21 protein-coding genes are annotated in these 18,485 nt (G+C 64.1%); 12 read left to right on the top strand and 9 right to left on the bottom strand.

Features of this window, described 5'->3' with window-relative positions; all coding sequences use genetic code 11:
- Positions 1-8 precede the first annotated feature (8 nt).
- From fabG to ACZI8Q_RS17610, 3 genes are read left to right on the top strand one after another with little or no spacing between them, the layout of a single operon-like run.
- The gene (fabG, locus tag ACZI8Q_RS17620) at positions 9-767 is read left to right on the top strand and encodes a 3-oxoacyl-ACP reductase FabG (RefSeq protein WP_463374863.1); all 759 of its coding nucleotides are present in this window, start codon (positions 9-11) and stop codon (positions 765-767) included.
- Between the two features lie 39 nt (positions 768-806).
- Positions 807-1,790 carry an NADPH:quinone oxidoreductase family protein gene (locus ACZI8Q_RS17615; protein WP_463374862.1) on the top strand — a complete coding sequence of 328 codons (984 nt, stop codon included), beginning with the start codon at positions 807-809 and terminating at the stop codon, positions 1,788-1,790.
- A gap of 42 nt (positions 1,791-1,832) precedes the next feature.
- Positions 1,833-2,633 (top strand): crotonase/enoyl-CoA hydratase family protein, encoded by an 801-nt coding sequence (locus ACZI8Q_RS17610; RefSeq protein WP_463374861.1) that lies wholly within the window; start codon positions 1,833-1,835, stop codon positions 2,631-2,633.
- A 4-nt stretch (positions 2,634-2,637) separates the two neighbouring features.
- Here the strand turns inward: ACZI8Q_RS17610 and ACZI8Q_RS17605 are convergent, their stop codons facing one another.
- From ACZI8Q_RS17605 to ACZI8Q_RS17595, 3 genes are all read right to left on the bottom strand, one after another.
- Positions 2,638-4,203: a bifunctional 3'-5' exonuclease/DNA polymerase gene (locus ACZI8Q_RS17605; RefSeq protein ID WP_463374860.1), complete on the bottom strand. Its 1,566-nt coding sequence runs from the start codon at positions 4,201-4,203 to the stop codon at positions 2,638-2,640.
- Positions 4,200-5,534, bottom strand: coding sequence for a YhgE/Pip domain-containing protein (locus tag ACZI8Q_RS17600; RefSeq protein ID WP_463374859.1), 1,335 nt, complete (start codon positions 5,532-5,534; stop codon positions 4,200-4,202). Before ACZI8Q_RS17600 ends, ACZI8Q_RS17605 begins: the two co-directional genes overlap by 4 nt.
- Before the next feature lie 114 nt (positions 5,535-5,648).
- The gene (locus tag ACZI8Q_RS17595; RefSeq protein ID WP_463374858.1) at positions 5,649-6,710 is read right to left on the bottom strand and encodes an iron-siderophore ABC transporter substrate-binding protein; all 1,062 of its coding nucleotides are present in this window, start codon (positions 6,708-6,710) and stop codon (positions 5,649-5,651) included.
- 170 nt (positions 6,711-6,880) lie between these two features.
- Here ACZI8Q_RS17595 and ACZI8Q_RS17590 point away from each other — a divergent pair, with 170 nt between their 5' ends.
- The 6 genes from ACZI8Q_RS17590 to ACZI8Q_RS17565 all read left to right on the top strand — a co-directional run bounded on the left by ACZI8Q_RS17590 (position 6,881) and on the right by ACZI8Q_RS17565 (position 11,435).
- Entirely contained in the window at positions 6,881-7,477 is a 597-nt protein-coding gene (locus tag ACZI8Q_RS17590; protein WP_463374857.1) for a DUF4178 domain-containing protein, read from the top strand.
- On the top strand, positions 7,474-7,980 hold the full coding sequence (locus ACZI8Q_RS17585; protein WP_463374856.1) for a DUF2617 family protein: 507 nt from the start codon (positions 7,474-7,476) through the stop codon (positions 7,978-7,980). Before ACZI8Q_RS17590 ends, ACZI8Q_RS17585 begins: the two co-directional genes overlap by 4 nt.
- The gene (locus tag ACZI8Q_RS17580; protein WP_463374855.1) at positions 7,968-8,396 is read left to right on the top strand and encodes a DUF4247 domain-containing protein; all 429 of its coding nucleotides are present in this window, start codon (positions 7,968-7,970) and stop codon (positions 8,394-8,396) included. The genes ACZI8Q_RS17585 and ACZI8Q_RS17580 overlap by 13 nt, the downstream gene beginning before the upstream one ends.
- 34 nt (positions 8,397-8,430) lie before the next feature.
- Positions 8,431-8,901 carry a DUF350 domain-containing protein gene (locus ACZI8Q_RS17575; RefSeq protein WP_463374854.1) on the top strand — a complete coding sequence of 157 codons (471 nt, stop codon included), beginning with the start codon at positions 8,431-8,433 and terminating at the stop codon, positions 8,899-8,901.
- A 7-nt stretch (positions 8,902-8,908) separates the two neighbouring features.
- Entirely contained in the window at positions 8,909-10,489 is a 1,581-nt protein-coding gene (locus ACZI8Q_RS17570) for a polyamine aminopropyltransferase (RefSeq protein ID WP_463374853.1), read from the top strand.
- A 79-nt stretch (positions 10,490-10,568) separates the two neighbouring features.
- Positions 10,569-11,435, top strand: a complete 867-nt coding sequence (locus tag ACZI8Q_RS17565) for a hypothetical protein (protein ID WP_463374852.1) — start codon at positions 10,569-10,571, stop codon at positions 11,433-11,435.
- Between the two features lie 21 nt (positions 11,436-11,456).
- Here the strand turns inward: ACZI8Q_RS17565 and ACZI8Q_RS17560 are convergent, their stop codons facing one another.
- Positions 11,457-11,891: a hypothetical protein gene (locus ACZI8Q_RS17560; protein ID WP_463374851.1), complete on the bottom strand. Its 435-nt coding sequence runs from the start codon at positions 11,889-11,891 to the stop codon at positions 11,457-11,459.
- A 258-nt stretch (positions 11,892-12,149) separates the two neighbouring features.
- Entirely contained in the window at positions 12,150-13,067 is a 918-nt protein-coding gene (locus ACZI8Q_RS17555) for a DNA-3-methyladenine glycosylase family protein (protein WP_463374850.1), read from the bottom strand.
- A gap of 116 nt (positions 13,068-13,183) precedes the next feature.
- On the opposite strand from ACZI8Q_RS17555, the gene ACZI8Q_RS17550 reads away from it, so the two are divergent.
- Both ACZI8Q_RS17550 and ACZI8Q_RS17545 read left to right on the top strand, forming a co-directional pair.
- On the top strand, positions 13,184-13,723 hold the full coding sequence (locus ACZI8Q_RS17550; protein ID WP_463374849.1) for a ribonuclease H family protein: 540 nt from the start codon (positions 13,184-13,186) through the stop codon (positions 13,721-13,723).
- Between the two features lie 2 nt (positions 13,724-13,725).
- The gene (locus tag ACZI8Q_RS17545; protein WP_463374848.1) at positions 13,726-14,634 is read left to right on the top strand and encodes an amidohydrolase family protein; all 909 of its coding nucleotides are present in this window, start codon (positions 13,726-13,728) and stop codon (positions 14,632-14,634) included.
- Between the two features lie 16 nt (positions 14,635-14,650).
- On the opposite strand, the gene ACZI8Q_RS17540 is transcribed toward ACZI8Q_RS17545, so the two are convergent.
- From ACZI8Q_RS17540 to ACZI8Q_RS17530, 3 genes are read right to left on the bottom strand one after another with little or no spacing between them, the layout of a single operon-like run.
- The gene (locus tag ACZI8Q_RS17540; RefSeq protein WP_463374847.1) at positions 14,651-14,836 is read right to left on the bottom strand and encodes a hypothetical protein; all 186 of its coding nucleotides are present in this window, start codon (positions 14,834-14,836) and stop codon (positions 14,651-14,653) included.
- 56 nt (positions 14,837-14,892) lie between these two features.
- Positions 14,893-15,027, bottom strand: coding sequence for an FAD-dependent oxidoreductase (locus ACZI8Q_RS17535; protein ID WP_463374846.1), 135 nt, complete (start codon positions 15,025-15,027; stop codon positions 14,893-14,895).
- A 3-nt stretch (positions 15,028-15,030) separates the two neighbouring features.
- Positions 15,031-16,164: an NAD(P)/FAD-dependent oxidoreductase gene (locus tag ACZI8Q_RS17530; protein ID WP_463374845.1), complete on the bottom strand. Its 1,134-nt coding sequence runs from the start codon at positions 16,162-16,164 to the stop codon at positions 15,031-15,033.
- Positions 16,165-16,241: 77 nt separating this feature from the next.
- Here ACZI8Q_RS17530 and ACZI8Q_RS17525 point away from each other — a divergent pair, with 77 nt between their 5' ends.
- Complete coding sequence (locus ACZI8Q_RS17525) at positions 16,242-17,213, top strand: LysR substrate-binding domain-containing protein (RefSeq protein ID WP_463374844.1); 972 nt, start codon at positions 16,242-16,244, stop codon at positions 17,211-17,213.
- Here the strand turns inward: ACZI8Q_RS17525 and ACZI8Q_RS17520 are convergent, their stop codons facing one another.
- Positions 17,214-18,473: an Nramp family divalent metal transporter gene (locus tag ACZI8Q_RS17520; protein ID WP_463374843.1), complete on the bottom strand. Its 1,260-nt coding sequence runs from the start codon at positions 18,471-18,473 to the stop codon at positions 17,214-17,216.
- Positions 18,474-18,485 lie beyond the last annotated feature (12 nt).

Below are 18,485 nucleotides of genomic sequence, written 5' to 3'. Positions count from 1 at the left end.
GAGGACCAGTGGGTCAGGAACGTAAGACCGCGATCGTGACCGGGTCGGCACGCGGTATCGGTGCTGCCATCGCCAAGCGATTCGCCGACGACGGCTACGCCGTTGCCGTGCTGGACCTGGACGAGGCGGCCTGCGCCCGGACCGTGGAAGCGATCACGTCGGCCGGTGGTCAGGCGATCGCCGTCGGCGCAGACGTCGCGGACGAGGCCTCGGTTGCAGCCGCGGTCGAGCGGGTGGCTTCCGAACTGGGGGCGCCCACGATCCTCGTCAACAACGCCGGCATCCTGCGCGACAACCTCCTGTTCAAGATGAGCGTGGACGAATGGGACCAGGTCATGGGTGTGCACCTGCGCGGAGCGTTCCTGATGTCGCGCGCGGTGCAGAAGTACATGGTGGAAGCCAAGTTCGGACGCATCGTGAACATGTCCAGCACGTCGGCTCTCGGAAACCGCGGGCAGGTGAACTATTCGGCGGCGAAGGCCGGTATGCAGGGATTCACCAAGACGCTCGCCTTCGAGCTGGGGAAGTTCGGTGTCACCGCCAACGCCATCGCACCGGGATTCATCGAGACCGACATGACCGCCGCCACCGCCGAGCGAGTGGGCGCGGACTTCGACGAGTTCAAAGCGATGGCGGCGTCGCAGATCCCGGTGAACCGGGTCGGGCAGCCCGAGGACATCGCACACACCGCATCGTTCTTCGCCAGCGAAGGCGCCGGGTTCGTGTCCGGTCAGGTCGTGTACGTCGCCGGTGGACCGCAGGACTGACGGACAACGGCACGGCGTACGAAAGATCCAGGAGACACTGTGAAGGCATGGCGCGTCAAAGAACTCGGTGAACCCCGCGACGTATTGCGCATGGAAGAGATGGACGACCCGACTCCTGGCGCCGGAGAACTCCTGGTGCGTACCCTCGCGACACCCGCAAACTTCCCGGATGTGTTGCTGTGCCGCGGCGAATATCAGATCAAGCCGCCGCTGCCGTTTACGCCCGGCGTCGAGTTGTGCGGCGAGGTGCTGGCCGTGGGCGACGGGGTGAGCCGCTTCGCCGTGGGGGACCGGGTGATCGGCAATCCGAATCTGCCGTTGGGTGGTTTTGCCGAGCAGACGGTGATGACAGAAACCAATGCCTTTCCTGCTCCCACCGGGTTGGACGATGCCGAGGCGTCGACTCTGAGTATCGGATACCAGACGAGTTGGTTTGCGCTGCATCGCCGGACCCAGCTGAAGCCCGGTGAAACTCTGCTGGTGCACGCGGCTGCGGGTGGGGTAGGCAGTTCCGCCGTGCAACTCGGTAAAGCCGCCGGCGCGAACGTGATCGGAGTAGTCGGCGGGTCGGAAAAGGCAGAGTACTGTCGTCGGCTCGGTGCGGACCTGGTCATCGACCGTCACAGCGAGGACTTCGTCCCGATCGTGAAGGAGTTCACCGGAGGCCGTGGGGCAGACGTGATCTACGACCCCGTCGGCGGTGACGCTTACGCCAAGTCCACCAAGTGCATCGCATTCGAGGGACGGATCCTGGTGATCGGCTTCGCCGGAGGAACCATCCCCACACCAGGGCTCAATCACGCGCTGATCAAGAACTATTCGATCATCGGGCTGCATTGGGGCCTCTACAAGGCGTACAACCAGCAGGCGATTCTCGACTGCCACGAAGAGCTGACGCGCCTTGCCGACGCCGGCAAGGTGAAGCCCCTGGTCAGTGAGCGACTGGCATTCTCCGATGTTGCGGACGGAGTTGGCCGTCTCGGTGACGGATCGACGGTGGGACGCGTAGTTTTTCACCCCTGAGACCGAACACAGCCGTAGCCGAACAATGTCGAAGGAGTACACGTGACAGATTCCCACCCGAACGATGTGGTCTTGCTGGAGCGCCGCGGGAACGTCGCCGTCGTCACGCTCAACCGTCCCGAGGCGATGAACGCCGTCAATTCCGATCTGGCCACCGCGCTCGGGAACCGTCTGGAGGAGTGCGACAACGATCCTGAGGTTCGCGCGATCGTCCTCACGGGCAGTGGCCGCGGATTCTGCGCGGGCGCCGACCTGAAGGCCATTGCATCGGGCCAGGACATCAATCCCGTCGGCCACCCCGAATGGGGTTTCGGTGGCATGGTGCGTCACTACGTCGATACGCCTGTCGTCGCAGCGGTCAACGGCTTCGCGCTCGGTGGGGGCACCGAACTCGTGCTGGCCAGCGACCTCGCGGTGATCGACGAGAACGCGAAGTTGGGTCTACCCGAAGTGAAGCGCGGCCTCTTCGCGGCGGCGGGTGGGGTGATGCGGTTGCCGCGTCAGATTCCGTTGAAGATCGCGCTCGAGGCGGCGTTGACCGGTGAACACATGCCGGCAGGGACTGCGCTCCAGTGGGGTTTGGTCAACCGGATCGCGCCGGCAGGCACCTCCCTGGAGGTTGCACTGCAGTTGGCCGAGACCATTGCTGCCAATGCTCCACTGTCGGTGCAGCAGAGCAAACGGGTGATTCACCGGTCCGCCTCGTACGGTTCGGAATGGGACGAGCCGATCTGGGAGGAGCTCAACAAGTCGGCGGTGGGCATCGTGTTCTCGAGCCAGGACGCAGTCGAAGGTCCGACCGCATTCGCGGAGAAGCGCGAACCGAAATGGACCGGCCGCTGAACGGTCATTTCGCGTCGGCATAGCAGTCACGCACCACTGTTTCCATGGGGAAGCGAACCACGGTATCGCCGAAGAGGAGCTTGGTGGCCAGTTCTGCGGCAGCCTCGACATGTGCGGCGGCCGATTCCGGACAGCGAGTGTGCACCACCACTTCGTCGTGCTGAAAGAAGACGAGTTCGCTGCCGGATTCCGCGGCAAGGCGGCGGCGCAGATCCGCGAGGAGGCAGCCGGCCCACTCGGATGCGGTTGCCTGGACGACGAAATTGCGGGTGAAGCGGCCCCGTGCGCGAGCGAGCTTGTCGTGGCCGGGGCCGGAGTCACCGTTCGTCCACGACTGCGGTACGGGCGGACAGGCGCGACCGAGCCAGGAGTGGACGACCTCCCCCTCCTCGCCCGCTGATGCTGCCTGCTCGACGTACCGCACTGCCCGCGGAAACCGCTTGCGCAGCAAAGAGAGCAACGCTCGCCCATCACCGGAGGTGGCCCCGTACAACACGCCGAGAACAGCGACCTTGGCTTTCGCCCGGTCTCCGTCGAATGCTTCGGCAGCAATCGGTGCGTACAGATCATCGGTACCCGCCGCCGCGACCATCCTCGAGTCTGCGGACATGGCCGCGAGAATGCGCGGCTCGAGTTGCCCGGCGTCGGCAACGACGAATGTATGTCCGGGGTCCGCGACGACACTCGAGCGAAGTGCTTTGGGGATTTGGAGGGCACCGCCACCGCGGCTTGCCCACCGTCCCGACACCACACCACCCGGGACGTACACGGGGCGAAATCTGTTGCCGCGGACCCAGTCGTCCAGCCACGTCCAGCCGTTGGTGCTGTACAGCTTCGACAGGTCCCGGTGTGCCAGCAGCAAGGGCGCGGCAGGATGGTCGATCTCACGGACGACGTGGGCGCGGGTGGAGGTCAGCTCGATGCCGTCACGTCGAAAGGCGTCGATGATGTCGGGATGTGACGAGGGATTGACCCGTCTCCCGAACACTGTGCTGATCTCGTCGACCAGTGTCCGAATGCGAATCGGCAGCTCGTACCCGGTAGGGCGCGGGCCCAAAGCCTGCTCGAGAAAGGAGCGGTGCGCCTGAGCGGAGAACGGAAGGCCGTCGTGACTCATCTCGGCGTCTGCCAGCGTTCCTGCGGATTCGGCTGCGACGAGAAGCTCGAGGCGTCGGCGGGCATCCGTAGGGTTTGCACGAATCCTGCTGGTCTGTGCGGCGAACTCGGCGACGACGTCGACCGGGTCCACGGCCGGGACCGCGTCGAACAGTCCCGGGCGTTCGTCCACCCAGGTGGCCTCGGTGAGAACCCCGTCACGCATGTTCAGGATCGCTTCCGTCGATGCCAGGTCGTGGCAACGGAGCACCCGCACGCCCTGCCGCAGCAAAGGTGGATACACAACCGCGGTGGACAGCCAGATCCATCGCGGATGCTCTCGAGACTCCATGCGGTGCACGGCCTCCGCGAGATTCTGCCAACGTTGGGGCGGGCCGACCGGGGTTCCGTCGTCGTCGCAACGGACCGTCACACCGGCGGCGGTCGATGCCGTCGGCACCACCGCGATTCTCACGCTTGCGTGGGCTGCTCGTCCGCTGCGTCTTTCGTCGACAACTGACGGTGGAGGCCGTGATGGTCGTAGATCCAGGTGGTGATCCCACCCAACAGCAGGCCTATCACCAGCCCCAGCAGTGACATCGCAACCGCCTGGACCAACCCGGCATCGCCTTGAGCGCCGAAGAAGAGAATCGCTCGTACTCCCAGATACACCTGATGTAGCGGTATGAACTGAGCCAGCCAGCCGAACAACGGCGGGGTCGCCTCCAGCGGGATGGTGCCGCCCGAGGACGGTAGTCCGAACACGACGAACACGAGCAAATTGATGAGCAGACCCAAGTTCCCGAACACGGCCATCACCGAGATGGAGGTGACACCGACTGCGGTGATAGCCAGGACGCCGAACTCCCACAACGCGAGTGGATTGCTCACCGGCATACCGAGCCAGGTGCCCACTCCCAGATAGATTCCGGAGACGATGAGCGCCATCAGGAAGATGATCAGCCACTTGACGAGCACGGTTTCGAGTCGGGTCAGGTTCGTCCGGTCGTTGTGGATGTAGAGCGGGCCCCATTCGGTGGGGGTGAAGCCCAGCAGTCCGTCGACCAGCAAGTTGATGATGGTGGCTCCGGTGAATCCCGCAAGAATCAGCAGCAGGGCGTAGTAGAAGGCGGACAACCCGAATCCGGTGCCGCCCGGCAGGGGCTCGTACTGGATCGTACGCACGTTGATCGGATTCTCGAACAGGATGCTGGTCGCTCCGGACAACTTCAGATCCGGGGCCGTCGCTGCCAGTGTGTCGGTGACCATCGTCGTGAGCTGCTCACCCACCTTGGTGTTCACCTGACCGAGCGCTCGATCGCCGACCTGACCGACGATGTTGGCCGCGACCGTGCCGGCACGCGGGTTGGTCATCACGGTGATGATGGGCTGTTCGACGTCACCGGGAACGACCCCGGCCTGGGCAAGAATCATCGTTCGTTTGGTGAAGTCACTGGGAATGATGATCGCGCCGTACAGTTTCCCTTTGCTCATCTGCGACCGTGCTTCGGCGACGCTGATGTGCCTGATATCGAACTTCTCCGGATCGAGTCCGTCGACGAGTCCTGCGGCGATCTCGTCACCGAAATTGCGGTGCTCCGGGGGATCCGAATTGGGAATCGTGTCTCCGACGTCCTGGTTGATCAGCGCGATCGGAAAGTGATTGAGGTTCTTGACCGGATCGAGCATGCCCCCGATGTAGAGGCCGCCGAGCAAGGTCATGATGAATCCGACTGCGGCGAGCGGTGCAATCCAGAAGAACGGATTGCGCAGGGAGTACTTTCGAGGCTTCGTCAAGTCGACCATGAGTGGGCGACCGCCTTTCTGTCCAAGTGTCGGAGACAGAAGACAGACTAGGCGGCTACCGCTGATTCACGGGGTCGACCTGGGAACAGCGTGGTGCCATGTATATGAGGTGAGTCATCCTTGCTGGGCGTTGTTGGCCGCGACCTCGAGTTTCGGGGCAAGCTGACCGAGCAGCCACGGGATGTCGAGAACGGTGGGCGAGCTCGAGGCGAACACCAGAGCCGGATCGGTCAGACCGATGTACGAATCCGTCTGCACGGCCGACATCTCTGCGAACAGCGGGCTGTTCTCGACATCACGCTGCATGTCGGGCGACAGGTACCAGGACAGCAGTACGTCGGGTGTGTACGTCGGGAGCAGTTCCATGCTCACCGGTCCGGCGAACTTGGTGGGGTCGCCGGCCTCACGGAGTTCGGTCGCAAGCGGGGCCAGCGTGAATCCGAGGCTTGCCAGGAGCTTCATCCGGGGATCGGTGTCGAAGTAGAAATTGTAGGATCCGGCCTGCGTGGCACTGCCGAAGGCCACGGTCTTGCCCGCGAACTCCGGGTGTTCGGCCTTGGTCTCGGCAATGAGTTGCTCGGTCGAGTCGATGAGCTCCTCGGCTTCGTCGGCGCGACCGAGCGCTGTGCCGGCGATGGTGATCTGATCTTTCCAGCCCGTCGCCCAACGGCGCTCCGGGTAAGCGACGGTAGGTGCAATTTCGGACAGTTTGTCGAACTGATCCTGGGTCAGACCCGAATGAGTTGCGAGTACGAGGTCGGGCGCAAGCTCGGCGATCTGCTCGAAGGGAATCTGCTTGCTCGAGGCCTTCAAGATCGTCGGCTCCGCGTCGGCATCCAATCCTTCGAGGGCGTCGCGACTCCAGGGCAGAAGACTGTCGCCGTCGTTGGTGTTCGAGGACATGTCCTGGACGGCGACCGGGACGACACCGAGTGCGAGAGCCGCATCCTCGGCACCCCATCCGAGGGTGACGACGCGCTGGGGCTCCTCGGGAATCTCTGCGGTACCCAGGGCGGATGTGATGCTCACCGGGAAGGGGTCAGTGCTCGACTGCGCACCCGAAGCTGCGTCCGCGGTATTCACGCTGGTGTCTGCGCTACAGCCTCCGGCGACCAATGCGGCGGCCGTGATCAGCGCCAGCCCTGCTGCTCGCGGATGCATCGTGGGTAGCTTCATGCGTGCTCCTGGGTGCGGTAATGATGGCAAAGCGGACATTATGGGTCAGGTTAGCCTAAGTTCATTCAAATGGGGCGTGCTGCATCGGAGAGCGCCGGTGCCGAGCCCAACCAGTAGGCTGAGGGCGCGTCCGTCCCCCTTCGCGGAACCCATCGACCAGGAGTGACCTCTTGACCGAGCTGTTGTTGGTGCTGTTGATCATCGTCGTCATCGCAGGCATCGTCGTCTACGCGCGGCGCGGACGGCCGACGAAAAAGGAGCGTCCCGCGCGTGTCGACCCGCTCGCCGATTACCCGGAGGTGTACGACCCGCACAAGATCGGCGTCGGCGACATCATCACCTACGCAGGAATCGATCACGTCGTGCGCGGCACCATCACGCTCGACGAGGAAGGGTACATCTGGCGTGAGCACCTGATCGACGGATCCACCGGTCGTCGCTGGCTGAGCGTCGAGGACGACGAGGGCGAACTGGAGATGACTCTGTGGACGCGGCGCGAGGGCACCGGTCTCGAGCCCGGTGGTGACGTGATCCTCGACGACAAGGTGCACCGTCAGATCGAACGCGGTACCGCGAAGTTCACGGCAGAGGGAACGACGGGAACGGCGCAGTCCGGCACCGCCGACTACGCGGACTACGCGACCGCCGACAAGACCGGCCTGCTCGCCTTCGAGCGGTGGGCACGTACGCAGTCGTGGGAGGTATCGACCGGCCGCGCGGTGACCCGCGGTGAGTTGCAGGTGATCCATTCCGGGCCGCCGGAATGAGTCTTCATGTGCTCGACGTCGTCCCCCGCGACGTCGAAGCCGATGCGCTCGGTCTCGTGGTGAATGCTGCGGCCCCCCACGCTCTTGCCGAACTGTGCATCGACAACGGTTCGACCGGCGTGCGCCTCGGCGTGCTGGGCGCGTCCCACGTGGTCACCGCGTACGTCGAGCGGGACACCCTCACCGAGCAGGTGTCGTGCGACGCGACGAGATTCGGTGGGAAGACTCTGCCGCCGCTGGAGCAGACGGGCAATTATCATTTCGAGTCCGAGGTGATCCGTGTGGACAGGGCAGAATTCGACAAGTCCGCGCTCTGGTTGCGCGGGAACGCCGAGGAAGACCCAGCCTGGATCTGCGGCCAGTTTCCCGGGGATCGAACGGCGCTGACGGCATTGACCGCTCAGCAGATGGAACCTGCGGGATGGGCCTGGCAAACCTGGCATCTGTACCCGAACAACGAGGGTGGGGACATTGTGACGACACGAAGCAGGTGGCAGCCGTGAGACGCCGACCCGTGCGAGCCGTAGCGGCCGCCGTCATGGCGGCCTTCGTTCTGCTTCTCACGTCCGCGTGTGGAAGCCAGGCACACGACTACATCCGCGACAACTATCAGCACCAGAGTAGTCAGGGGGACACCGACACCTATCACTCGAACGACCCGGTCGGCACGACCGCAGCCGCCATCGCCGACGCGAAGCCGCCGGCAGCACGGGAGCAGAACGGTGGCAGCGAGTACCTGCGCTACGACGAGGACATCGTGATCGTCTCCGCCGCGGCCGGCGGCGGCAGCACCGTCCGAGTAGAAGACATCGACGGCAGTTACCGTGGCGGTGCCTTCATCTTCCTGGGACCTGGTTTCAACCCGCACTCGCCCGCCGGAGCAGCAGGTGGCAGTGGCGGTTCCGGGTGGGCCAAATGATCACAGCGACACCAACTCGAACGGAGCATGACTTGTGAGCATCATCGTTTCGGCTCAAGACACCGAGATCGGCCGGGTGGACCCGGGCCAGCTCCTCATCGGCATGGGTGGAACTCTGGCGTTCTTCGTCGTCGGTGTCGCCGTGTTGTCCATCGGCTTCCTCGTGCTCGACGTTCTCACGCCGGGGAACCTGCGTCACCAGGTGTACGTCGACAAGAATCCGAACGCCGCAATCCTCTTGGGTGCAAACCACCTGGCGCTCGCCGTCATCGTCGTCACGGCGATCATGACCAGTTCGGACGGTGTTGCCCAGGGGCTGGCCGATTCGCTCGTGTACGGGCTGTTCGGTGTGGTCTTGCAGGCGATCGCCCTGAGTATCATGAATGTCCTTCTGCCGGGCCGTCTCACGTCCCTGGTGAACGAACCGAAGATGTGCGGTGCGGGCTGGGCGGTCGGCGCGAGCCTTTTCGCCATCGGACTCGTGAACGCGGCAGCACTGTCCTGATCTCTGTATGAATACTGCTGTCGCAACAAGCACCGCCGGGGGACCATCGATTTCGGCGCGGCCACTGGGCAGCCGGGCCCGCGCGATGTTGCTGGCAGCGGTGGCAGCGTGCGCGGCGTGCGGCCTGATCTACGAACTCGCGCTGCTCACGCTGTCGGTCAGCCTGACCGGTGGCGGAATCACCCAGACCTCTCTGATCGTGGCGGGCTTCGTCGCCGCCCTCGGTGTGGGTGCGCTGGTGGCGAAGCCGTTGGTGTCCTACGCCGCCGTGTCGTTCGTCGTCGTGGAAGTTCTTCTCGGGCTGATCGGCGGATTCAGCGCAGTGACGCTGTACGTCTCCTTCACGTTCGTCGGGTCCACGACGGCGATTTTGGTGGCGGCGACTGCCCTGATCGGCACTCTCGTCGGCGCGGAAGTTCCGCTGCTCATGACGTTGTTGCAGTCGGGCCGCACCGACAACGACGCGGAGAACACTGGCAAGGTGCTGGCCAATCTCAATGCCGCCGACTATGCGGGCGCCCTCGTAGGCGGCCTGTTGTGGCCGTTCGTGTTGCTGCCGACGGTGGGCATGATCCGGGGTGCCGCCGTCACCGGCATGATCAACTTGGTCGCGGCGGCCGTCGTGGCTCTCGTGCTTCTCAGGTTTCAGCTGACTCTGCGCGTCCGGCTGGTGGCGGTGGTGGCGCTGATGCTGGCGGCGGCACTCATCGGGGTGCTGCTGGTTCGGGCCTCGGACATCGAGACCACGGCCCGGCAGCGCCTGTACTCGGACCCGGTGGTGTCGGCCGAGCGTTCGCAATACCAGGAGATCGTGGTCACCGAACGTAAGAACGACACCAGGCTGTTCCTCAACGGTGACCTTCAGTTCTCCAGTATCGACGAGCATCGGTACACCGAGTCGTTGGTGTACCCGGCAGTGTCGAACGACCCCGAGCGGGTATTGATCCTCGGGGGCGGTGACGGTTTGGCCGCCCGTGAGGTGTTGCGGCTGCCCAGTGTCCGGGAGATCGTGCAGGTCGAATTGGATCCCGCAGTGATCGAGTTGGCGAACACTCGGCTGCTCGAACTCAACGACGGTGCACTGAAGGACCCGCGCGTGAACGTCGTGATCGACGACGCGTTCTCCTGGATTCGTGAGCACGAGGGTGGATTCGACTCGGTCATCGTCGACCTGCCGGATCCCGACACACCGGAGCTCGGCCGCCTGTACTCCACCGAGTTCTACGGCATTGCCGCCTCGATGCTGAATCCCGGTGGGCTGATCGTCGTACAGTCCGGCAGCCCCTATTCCACTCCCGACGCCTACTGGCGGACCGTCTCGACAGTCGATTCTGCGGGCCTGGCGGTGTCGCCCTACCACGTGTACGTGCCGAGCTTCGGCGACTGGGGATTCGTCCTCGCTCAGCAGGGCGACCAGCCCCCGGAGCTGCTCCTGCCCGACGATGTCCCCGACCTCAGTTTCTTGGACGAGCCTACGCTGAACGCTGCCGCACATTTTCCGAAAGACCGTCCGCCGCAACATCTCCAGCCCTCGACGCTTGATCAACCGCACATCGTGGAGGATATGCGAAAAGGGTACAAACGCTGATCGGGGTGTGCGCCGAGGCGTCTGGACCGGGTGAAGGCTCCGGCCGCGTTTCGATCCGGTCGGGAAGGGGACCTCTCACATGACCGCTGTTCCATCGCTGTTCTCTGCCTTGTGCGACGATGCGTCGATGTCACCGCCCAGGCGTGCGAAGCTGCCCGAGGCGCTTGCGGAACATCTGAGCCACAGGGGCGCAGCCTATTCCGCCTTGATCGGTCCACTTGTCGTCGAAGGTCCACGCTGGCCTGCCCTTGCCGAGGCGGTATCCGACCTGACTTCGGAGAACACGTTCCAGGTCGCGATGACCTTTCCCGGCGGTTGCGCCGAGGCTTCTGCGATACTCCCGGAGATACGAGCCGCCGATCGCGTGACGTTGGCGGCCGTGGAGTTCGCCGATCCCATGGGGCGACCCGCCCCCGAGTTCTTCGAGGCACTGAGCGCGCTGCGAATTCCCAAGGGTGTGGAAATTCGTGTGGAAATCCCAAGAGGCGTACATCATCTGGAATACGTCGCAGGCCTGACCGCGTTGGGATACACAGCGAAGTTGCCTACCGGGGGGCCCACCGTCCAGTCGTTCCCGGCTGAGAAGGACCTCGCAGAATCCATTCTGGCACTCGTTGCATCGGGAGTACGATTCAAGGCGTCCGGGGGGCTGCTGCGTGGGGTGCGGAACACGGACCCGAAGACGAAGATCGATCAGCACGGATTTCTGAACCTTCTCGTCGCTACCCACCGGGCACTGGACGGTGCGGTGGCCGCACCGATCGCCGAAGCGCTCGCGAACAGAGATGGACAGGCGCTCGCCGCCGAACTGAACGGATTGACAGCGGCGAAGGCCACACGTTTACGTGCGGCCTTCCGCTCCTTCGACACGTGGAGCATCGACGAACCACTCGACGACCTGTTGGCACTCGGTCTCGTACCCGGCGTGGTGAAGCCGTCCGCGTAACCGTCCGTCGAGACGTAACGGTCAGGGTGTTGCCAAGAACTTCTCCACGGCCGGCTGCGCCTCGGGATTGCCGTGCCCGATACCGGCTACTGCGCCCACACCGGCGCCGATGACGGTACCGAGTATGCAGCCGGCAATGAAATTCGGGAAGATCGACACGCATCCGATGGCCATACCGACGTTGGCCCCGATCATCACGCCTTGGATGCCGGAATTCTGCCAGCCCGTGTTGATTTCGTCGGTCATCGTATCGAACGAGTCCTGCTTCGCGTTGTTCGTGGGGAACAGGTTCTGCGCCACCTGGCTACTACTGCCGTCAGGCAGCGGTGTGAACAGGGGAACGCTCAGGTCGACGGGCTCCGGGGCGGGGGCGGGGGCGGCGGTTGCCGCACCACTCCCGACCGCCATGGCTACGACGACAAAGAACGACAGGGTCAATGCTTTGATCACCTTCATGGGACTTCCCGCCACGTCGTTGGGAACGGGCGTCGCCTCCCACCGGCCGCTTCGTGGCGGCGGCGTCGTCGTCGCCCGCGCTGTGTCCGGTGGCTACCCGTACGACCGGACGGGTAAACGTCGACCGACCAGATGGCACGTAATCCCAGTCCGTTGATCATGTTGGCGCATGCGGGGTTTCGATTGGAATATCAATTTCGCGTTTCGCGTGTGGACACTCGCCGCCAGGAGTAAGACTGGAACGTTGGGTTGGCTGCGTCAGCGGCTTCTGTGGTCGGTGATCGGAGTCCTGGGGCCGAACTTGGGTTTCACAGCGCTGCCACTGACCGTCAGAAGTCGTACGGCGCGATACCGGTGGGGGCGCAAGGGTGCCAGGTATTCCACCATTTCGTCGTCGTCGATGGGGTGGCCGAGGAACGTCCAACCGATCATGGCTGCCAGATGGTAGTCGCCCACGGACAGAGCGTCGGCGTCACCGAGCGCCCGTTGTGCGACCTCGGCAGCAGTCCAGATTCCCACGCCAGGGACAGCAGTGAGGCAACGCAGAGCCGCATCAGGTTTCATGTCGACAGTCTTCTCCAGCCGGTCCGCGTAGTGGGCGCAGCGGACGATGGTGCGTGCCCGTGCCGGGTCGACTCCTGCCTTGTGGAACTCCCACGACGGAATGGTGCGCCACACGCCCGCAGGAGGTGGTACGCGCATGCCTTCCGGTGCCGGCCCGGGGGCCGGCTGTCCGTACTTGCGCACGAGTCGCCGCCACGACGCGAAGGCGGCGATGCCGTGGACGCGCTGCTCGAGGATCGCCGGAACCAGTGCCTCGAATACACGGTCCGTACGGCCGATCCGAAGGTGCGGAAATCGTCGGTGCGCATCCACGAGAACCGGGTGGGACGGCGCGAAGTCCGGGGAATCGTCGTGGACACCGACGAGCCGGGCCAGTCCTTCCGACCACTGTCGAGCGCCGGGACCCCACGCCCGACCTGTTGCCGTGAACCGATCGGGTTGCGTGAGGCTATAGGTGACCGGGCCGCTCGGCAGATACGACGTCCGCCACAGCGCGCCGCTGGAAGCGCGCCGATGACACGGATCGCTGTTACCCCGGCGCAGGGGGTCGAGCGTCAACTGCACGTCCAACGGGCGTGCGGACGTCACCGTCACCTCGACTGACTCGGTCATCGTGACCAGCGTATCGTTCGCCCCGAGGTGGGAGCGCTCGCTGCGGGCCGCGTGGAACTCGCCACAGTACGGCGTCGGTGCTCCGCCTTGTCGGACGGCAGACGTAGGGTGCCAACATGATCATCGTGAGCACCGACGGATCTTGTCTTCGTAACCCCGGTGGTGCGATCGGGTGGGCGTGGGTCAATCACGAAGGCCCCAGCTGTTCCGGTGGCGAAGCTTCGGGCACCAACCAGATCGCGGAGCTCCGGGCGTTGCTCGAGGCAGTTCTTGCGCACCCGGGATCCGATCCACTGCTGATCGAATCCGATTCGCAGTACGCCATCAAATGCGCCTCCGAATGGTTGCCCGGCTGGAAGCGGAAGGGCTGGAAGACCGCGGGCGGTGGTGCGGTCAAGAACCTGCACCTGGTGCAAGCAATCGATGGTGCGATCACCGGCCGGACGGGACCGGTCCGCTTCCGGTGGGTGCGCGGTCACGTCGGTAACCATTACAACGAGATGGCGGACACCTTGGCCGGCGAGGCAGCGCGAGCGATCGCATCCGGTGATCTGCAGCCGCAGCCGGTGTCCGAACCCACGCAGGGCGATGCGCCCGCGCGACCCGTTCCGTCTGCCGGAATCGTCGAGGAATCCGATTCGCTGACCCTGTTCTGACGATGTGCAACGAGGACGGCTCGTACGGCTCTGACACTGCCGACGCACCCGCGGTCCGGCAGTTCTGGCAGGGCCTGGGATTGCCGGGAATCATCGACGTCCACACCCACTTCATGCCCGGGAACGTCATGAAGAAGGTGTGGGAGTACTTCGACGCGGTGGGTCCGCTCGTCGGCAGGCCGTGGCCGATCACCTACCGGCACGACGAAGGCACGCGAGTCCAGCAATTACGCGAGTTCGGTGTACGCCGATTCACGTCCATGGTGTATCCGCACAAGCCGGGTATGGCGGCGTGGTTGGGGCAGTGGTCTGCCGATTTCGCCCGGCGCACGCCGGACTGCCTGCACACGGGCACGTTCTACCCGGAGGAATCCGCCGCCCACTACGTCCCCGAGGCGATTCAGGCGGGGGTGCGGGTCTTCAAGTCGCACATCCAGGTCGGTGAGTATTCGCCCAACGACCCGTTACTCGATCCGGTGTGGCAAGCAATCGAGGATTCCGGTACCCCAGTCGTCATTCATTGCGGCTCGGGGCCTGCACCCGGAACTCATACCGGCCCGGTCCCCATCGAAGGGCTGCTTCGACGTTTTCCGCGTTTGTGTCTCGTCGTCGCTCACATGGGTCTGCCCGAGTACTCGGAGTTCCTCGACCTGGTGGAGAAGTATCCGAACGTTCATCTCGACACCACGATGGCATTCACCGATTTCACGGAGGAGACGGCGCCGTTCCCGCCCGGAGAGCTGCCACGTCTCGCAGCTCTAGGCGATCGCATCCTGTTCGGCAGCGACTACCCGAACATCCCCTATACCTATGCCAGCGCACTCGAGGGCATGACCCGATTCGCTTCGGACGACGACTGGTTGCGGGCGGTGTGCCACGACAACGCAGTAGCCCTCTTCGGGATCGACTGAACAACCGGACTGCAGGTCAGTGGGGTCCGTCTGTTTCGGGGGCGTCGGCGATGCCGAGCATCGCCAGGAACATACGTGCTTCGTCGACATCTTTGGCCTGTGCGGCAACCACTCGTTGTGCCTGGCGGATCTGATCGGCCGCAGGCATCACGTCGTCTTCGCCGTCGACAAGTGATTCGAGATCTTTCCGCGGGTCGGGCATGGTCCTTCACTCCCCTGTGACGTAGTGAGCAACGACTTCGCCCGAATATAGCTACTTCAGGCCCGAATGTGCGCCGATTGCACTGCACGATGTGCTTCGTGCAGTGTGACGTTCGCGCCCGCGTCCGCGCACTCGATTGCTGCGGTGAGGCCGGCGATCCCGCCGCCGATGACGGTGATCCGAGTGTTCATCGATCAACTCCAGCTGTAGGTGAAACCTCTTTTGGGATTGAGAGCGAATTTCACGGTGGACGACACGATCTGTTCCTTGAGTGCGGCGCCTGTCCGTCCGCCGATCGACCACTCGCGGACCTCATCGATTCTGTTCGTGGACTGGAATACCGCTTTGCGCCGCCCGAGGCTGAGGCACTGACCGACGAACATGGGGGACAATGGCTTTGGATGGGTGCCACCGATGAGTGCGAGCACGGTTTCTGCGGCGTGCGTACCGAGGGGGACCGCCGCCTGGCAACTCATGCGCAGGGGGGCTTCGTCCACGATCATCGCGTCGCCTGCGCCGACGATGAACGGCGAGGATGCGCTTTCCAGCGTCGTATCGACAAGCAGTCGGCCGTCCGTGTCCGTGGCCAGTCCGCTTCGTTGTGCCAGGTCGGATGCGACGAACGAGGACGCCACGATCGCACAATCGGTGGGCAGGTGCCGACCGCCCGCGAGAACGATCTTGCCTTCGGCTATTTCGGTGACGGCCGCATCCGAGATGGTGGTGATACCCAGGTTGTCCATGACGTGCAGCACCTTCGATCTGGCACCGTCCGAGAGAGTCGTTGCGATGGAGTCGCTCGAGATCATCATGACGTCGAGATCGGGGCGTTGTTCCGCGATTTCGGTCGCCGTTTCGATGCCGGTCAGGCCGCCGCCGATCACGGTGACGACGGATTCGGCGGTGAGACCGCGGATGTGCTCGCGTAGGCGGTGTGCGTCCTCGTACTCCGTGACCGACCATCCGTGGATGTCCGCGCCGTCGATCGCATCCGGTCTCGATCGCGAGCCTGCGGCGTAGATCAGATAGTCGTAGTCGAGGGTTGTGTCGTCGTCGAGAACCACTTGCCGGTCCGTGTGTTCGATTCTGTCGACCGATGCGATCTCGAGGCGTGCTACGGGGCGGAGGAGGTCGCTCAGTGGCACTGTGGCAGTGGAGGTCCCGGCTGCCAACTGATGGAGCCGCACACGTTCGACGAATACGTCACGGGGGTTGACGACGGTGACGCCGATGTGGGGGGAGTCCTTCATGAGTCGGTTGGTGGCGGCGACACCCGCGTATCCACCTCCGATGACGACGACCTGTTGGTTGTTCTCGTGTGCAGCCATGGCAAGGACGCTATGCGAGCCCCCGCGATAACTCCAATGCATTGTTCAAGTCGTAGTGATGTGTTTACGCTATCGGTGTGACCCTGGATCAGCTGGAGTGCTTCGTCGCCGTAGCTCGTACTGGTCATTTCACGCGTGCAGCCAGGGAAATTCACCTCTCCCAACCCAGCCTGAGTCGTCAGATCGCCACTCTCGAGCACGACCTCGGCGCTGTGTTGTTCGATCGCGCACGGGGAAACATCACCTTGTCGGCGGCCGGTGAAGCTCTGTTTCCCGTTGCCACCCGAATGCTCGAGGACGCCGACAGTGCGCGTCGGGCTGTTGCGGACATCGCCGGCCTGCGCACCGGCAGGTTGAGACTGGGTGCCACGCCGAGCCTGTGTATCAGCGTTGTGGCCGAACTGCTCGAGCGATACCGCTCGTCGTACCCGGGCGTCGAACTGCATGTCACGGAAAACGGTTCACGCGTTCTGGTCGACAAGTTGGCGCGCGGGGAACTCGACACTGCGCTGGTGATCGATGCCGCCGACGGACGCGCAGCCGTGGGGCTCGAGTTACAGGCGCTGTATCACGAGGAACTCGTAGTGGTGTCCGCAGCGGATCGTCCGCCGCTCACCCGACTCCCCGTGCTCCGCCTGGCAGATCTGGCGCAACACCCCTTGGTGGTGTTCGACCAAAGCTACGACCTGAGAACTGCTACGGATGCCGCGTTCAAGTCTGCGGGTCTGCGTCCGATCGTGGCCGTCGAAGGTGGTGAGCTGGATGCGGTGCTGCGTTTCGTGGAGCGTGGGATCGGTTCTGCCGTCGTACCTTCCACTGCTGTGTTCAGCCGGCCGGGGCTGCGGGCGGTGCGGTTGACCGAACCCGTGCTGCGGCGCACCGTATGCCTCGCGCAGCGCAGCAACGTGAGATCGACGCGTGCGACACTGGCGCTGGAAGGGCTCCTCGAAGACGTGGTCGGCGAATTGACTGCGGGTGGATTCCAGGGAGTTATACGCGCCGAGGGTGTCTGTCGAGCGGTTGCGCGCCCCGAGTCGCTACTGGGGTGATCACGCGGAACCGGTGAACGTGAGCCACAGGAGTGCGACGTTCAGCGACACGATCAATCCCGCGGTCAACCAGGCTGCCGTGGTGATGGTGACCGAATTGGTCTGCGCCCCCATCAATGTGCGGTCGGATGTCATCCGCACGAGCGGGATGATCGCGAACGGAATGCACAGGCTCAACACGACCTGACTCAGCACGAGTGCGAGGGTGGGGTCTACGCCGACACCGAGAACGATCAGGGCAGGGATCAACGTCACGATGCGTCGGACCAGGAGCGGAATGCGTTTGTGCAGCAGTCCGTGCATGATCTCGGATCCGGCCGCGCAACCGATCGACGTGGACGCGAGACCCGAGGCGAGCAGTCCGATCGCGAAGACGATCGCGATCGACGGCCCGAGCGAGGACTCGATGGCAGCATGCGCGCCTTCGATGCTGTCCGTTCCGGGAATGCCACGGAGCGCGGACGCGGCGAGAAGGAGCATGCCGATGTTGACGCCACCTGCCACGATCAGCGCACCGACGACGTCCCATCGGGTTGCTCGGAGCAAGCGATCGAGTTTCGGCCCCTGTTCGACCCGGCCGTGGCGGTCGCGGGCGAGTGCCGAATGCAGATAGATGGCGTGCGGCATCACCGTGGCACCGAGCATGCTCGCGGCCAGCAGAACGGTTTCGGCGCCGTCGAAGCGCGGCACGAGCCCGGAAAGTGCGTCGGGCCCGGATACGTCGGTGAACGCCAATCCGGTCAGGAACCCCACGGTGATGATCGACAACATGCCTATGATCACGAACTCGAAAGTGCGCTGACCACGCCGGTTCTGGATGGACAGGATCGTCATGGAGATGACGCCGGTGATGAGGCCGCCGAGGAACAGAGGTATGCCGAAGAGCAGGTTGAGAGCGATCGCGCCACCGATCACTTCTGCGACGTCGGTGGCGATCGCCATCGTCTCGGCCTGCAGCCAGAACGCGCGTCGATTGCCGGGCCGAAGGCGTTCTCCGAGCATCTCGGGAAGGGAGCGGCCGGTGACGAGTCCGAGCTTGGCGGAAAGGAACTGGACGAGTACGGCCATTGCGTTGGCGAGTACGAGTACCCAGATCAGCAGGTACCCGTACTTGGCGCCGGCCGTCAGGTTGGCTGCGACGTTTCCGGGGTCCACGTAGGCGATTGCCGCCACGAACGCCGGACCCAGAAGCGCAAGGGAGCGTCCGCTGGACCGGGGCTTACCTTCGGGGCGAATGCGCCCCCGCGTAGCAATGCTCATCTACCTCGCCTG

Source organism: Rhodococcus quanlei (assembly GCF_055231015.1).
This window is presented reverse-complemented; position numbering and strand designations above follow the sequence as displayed.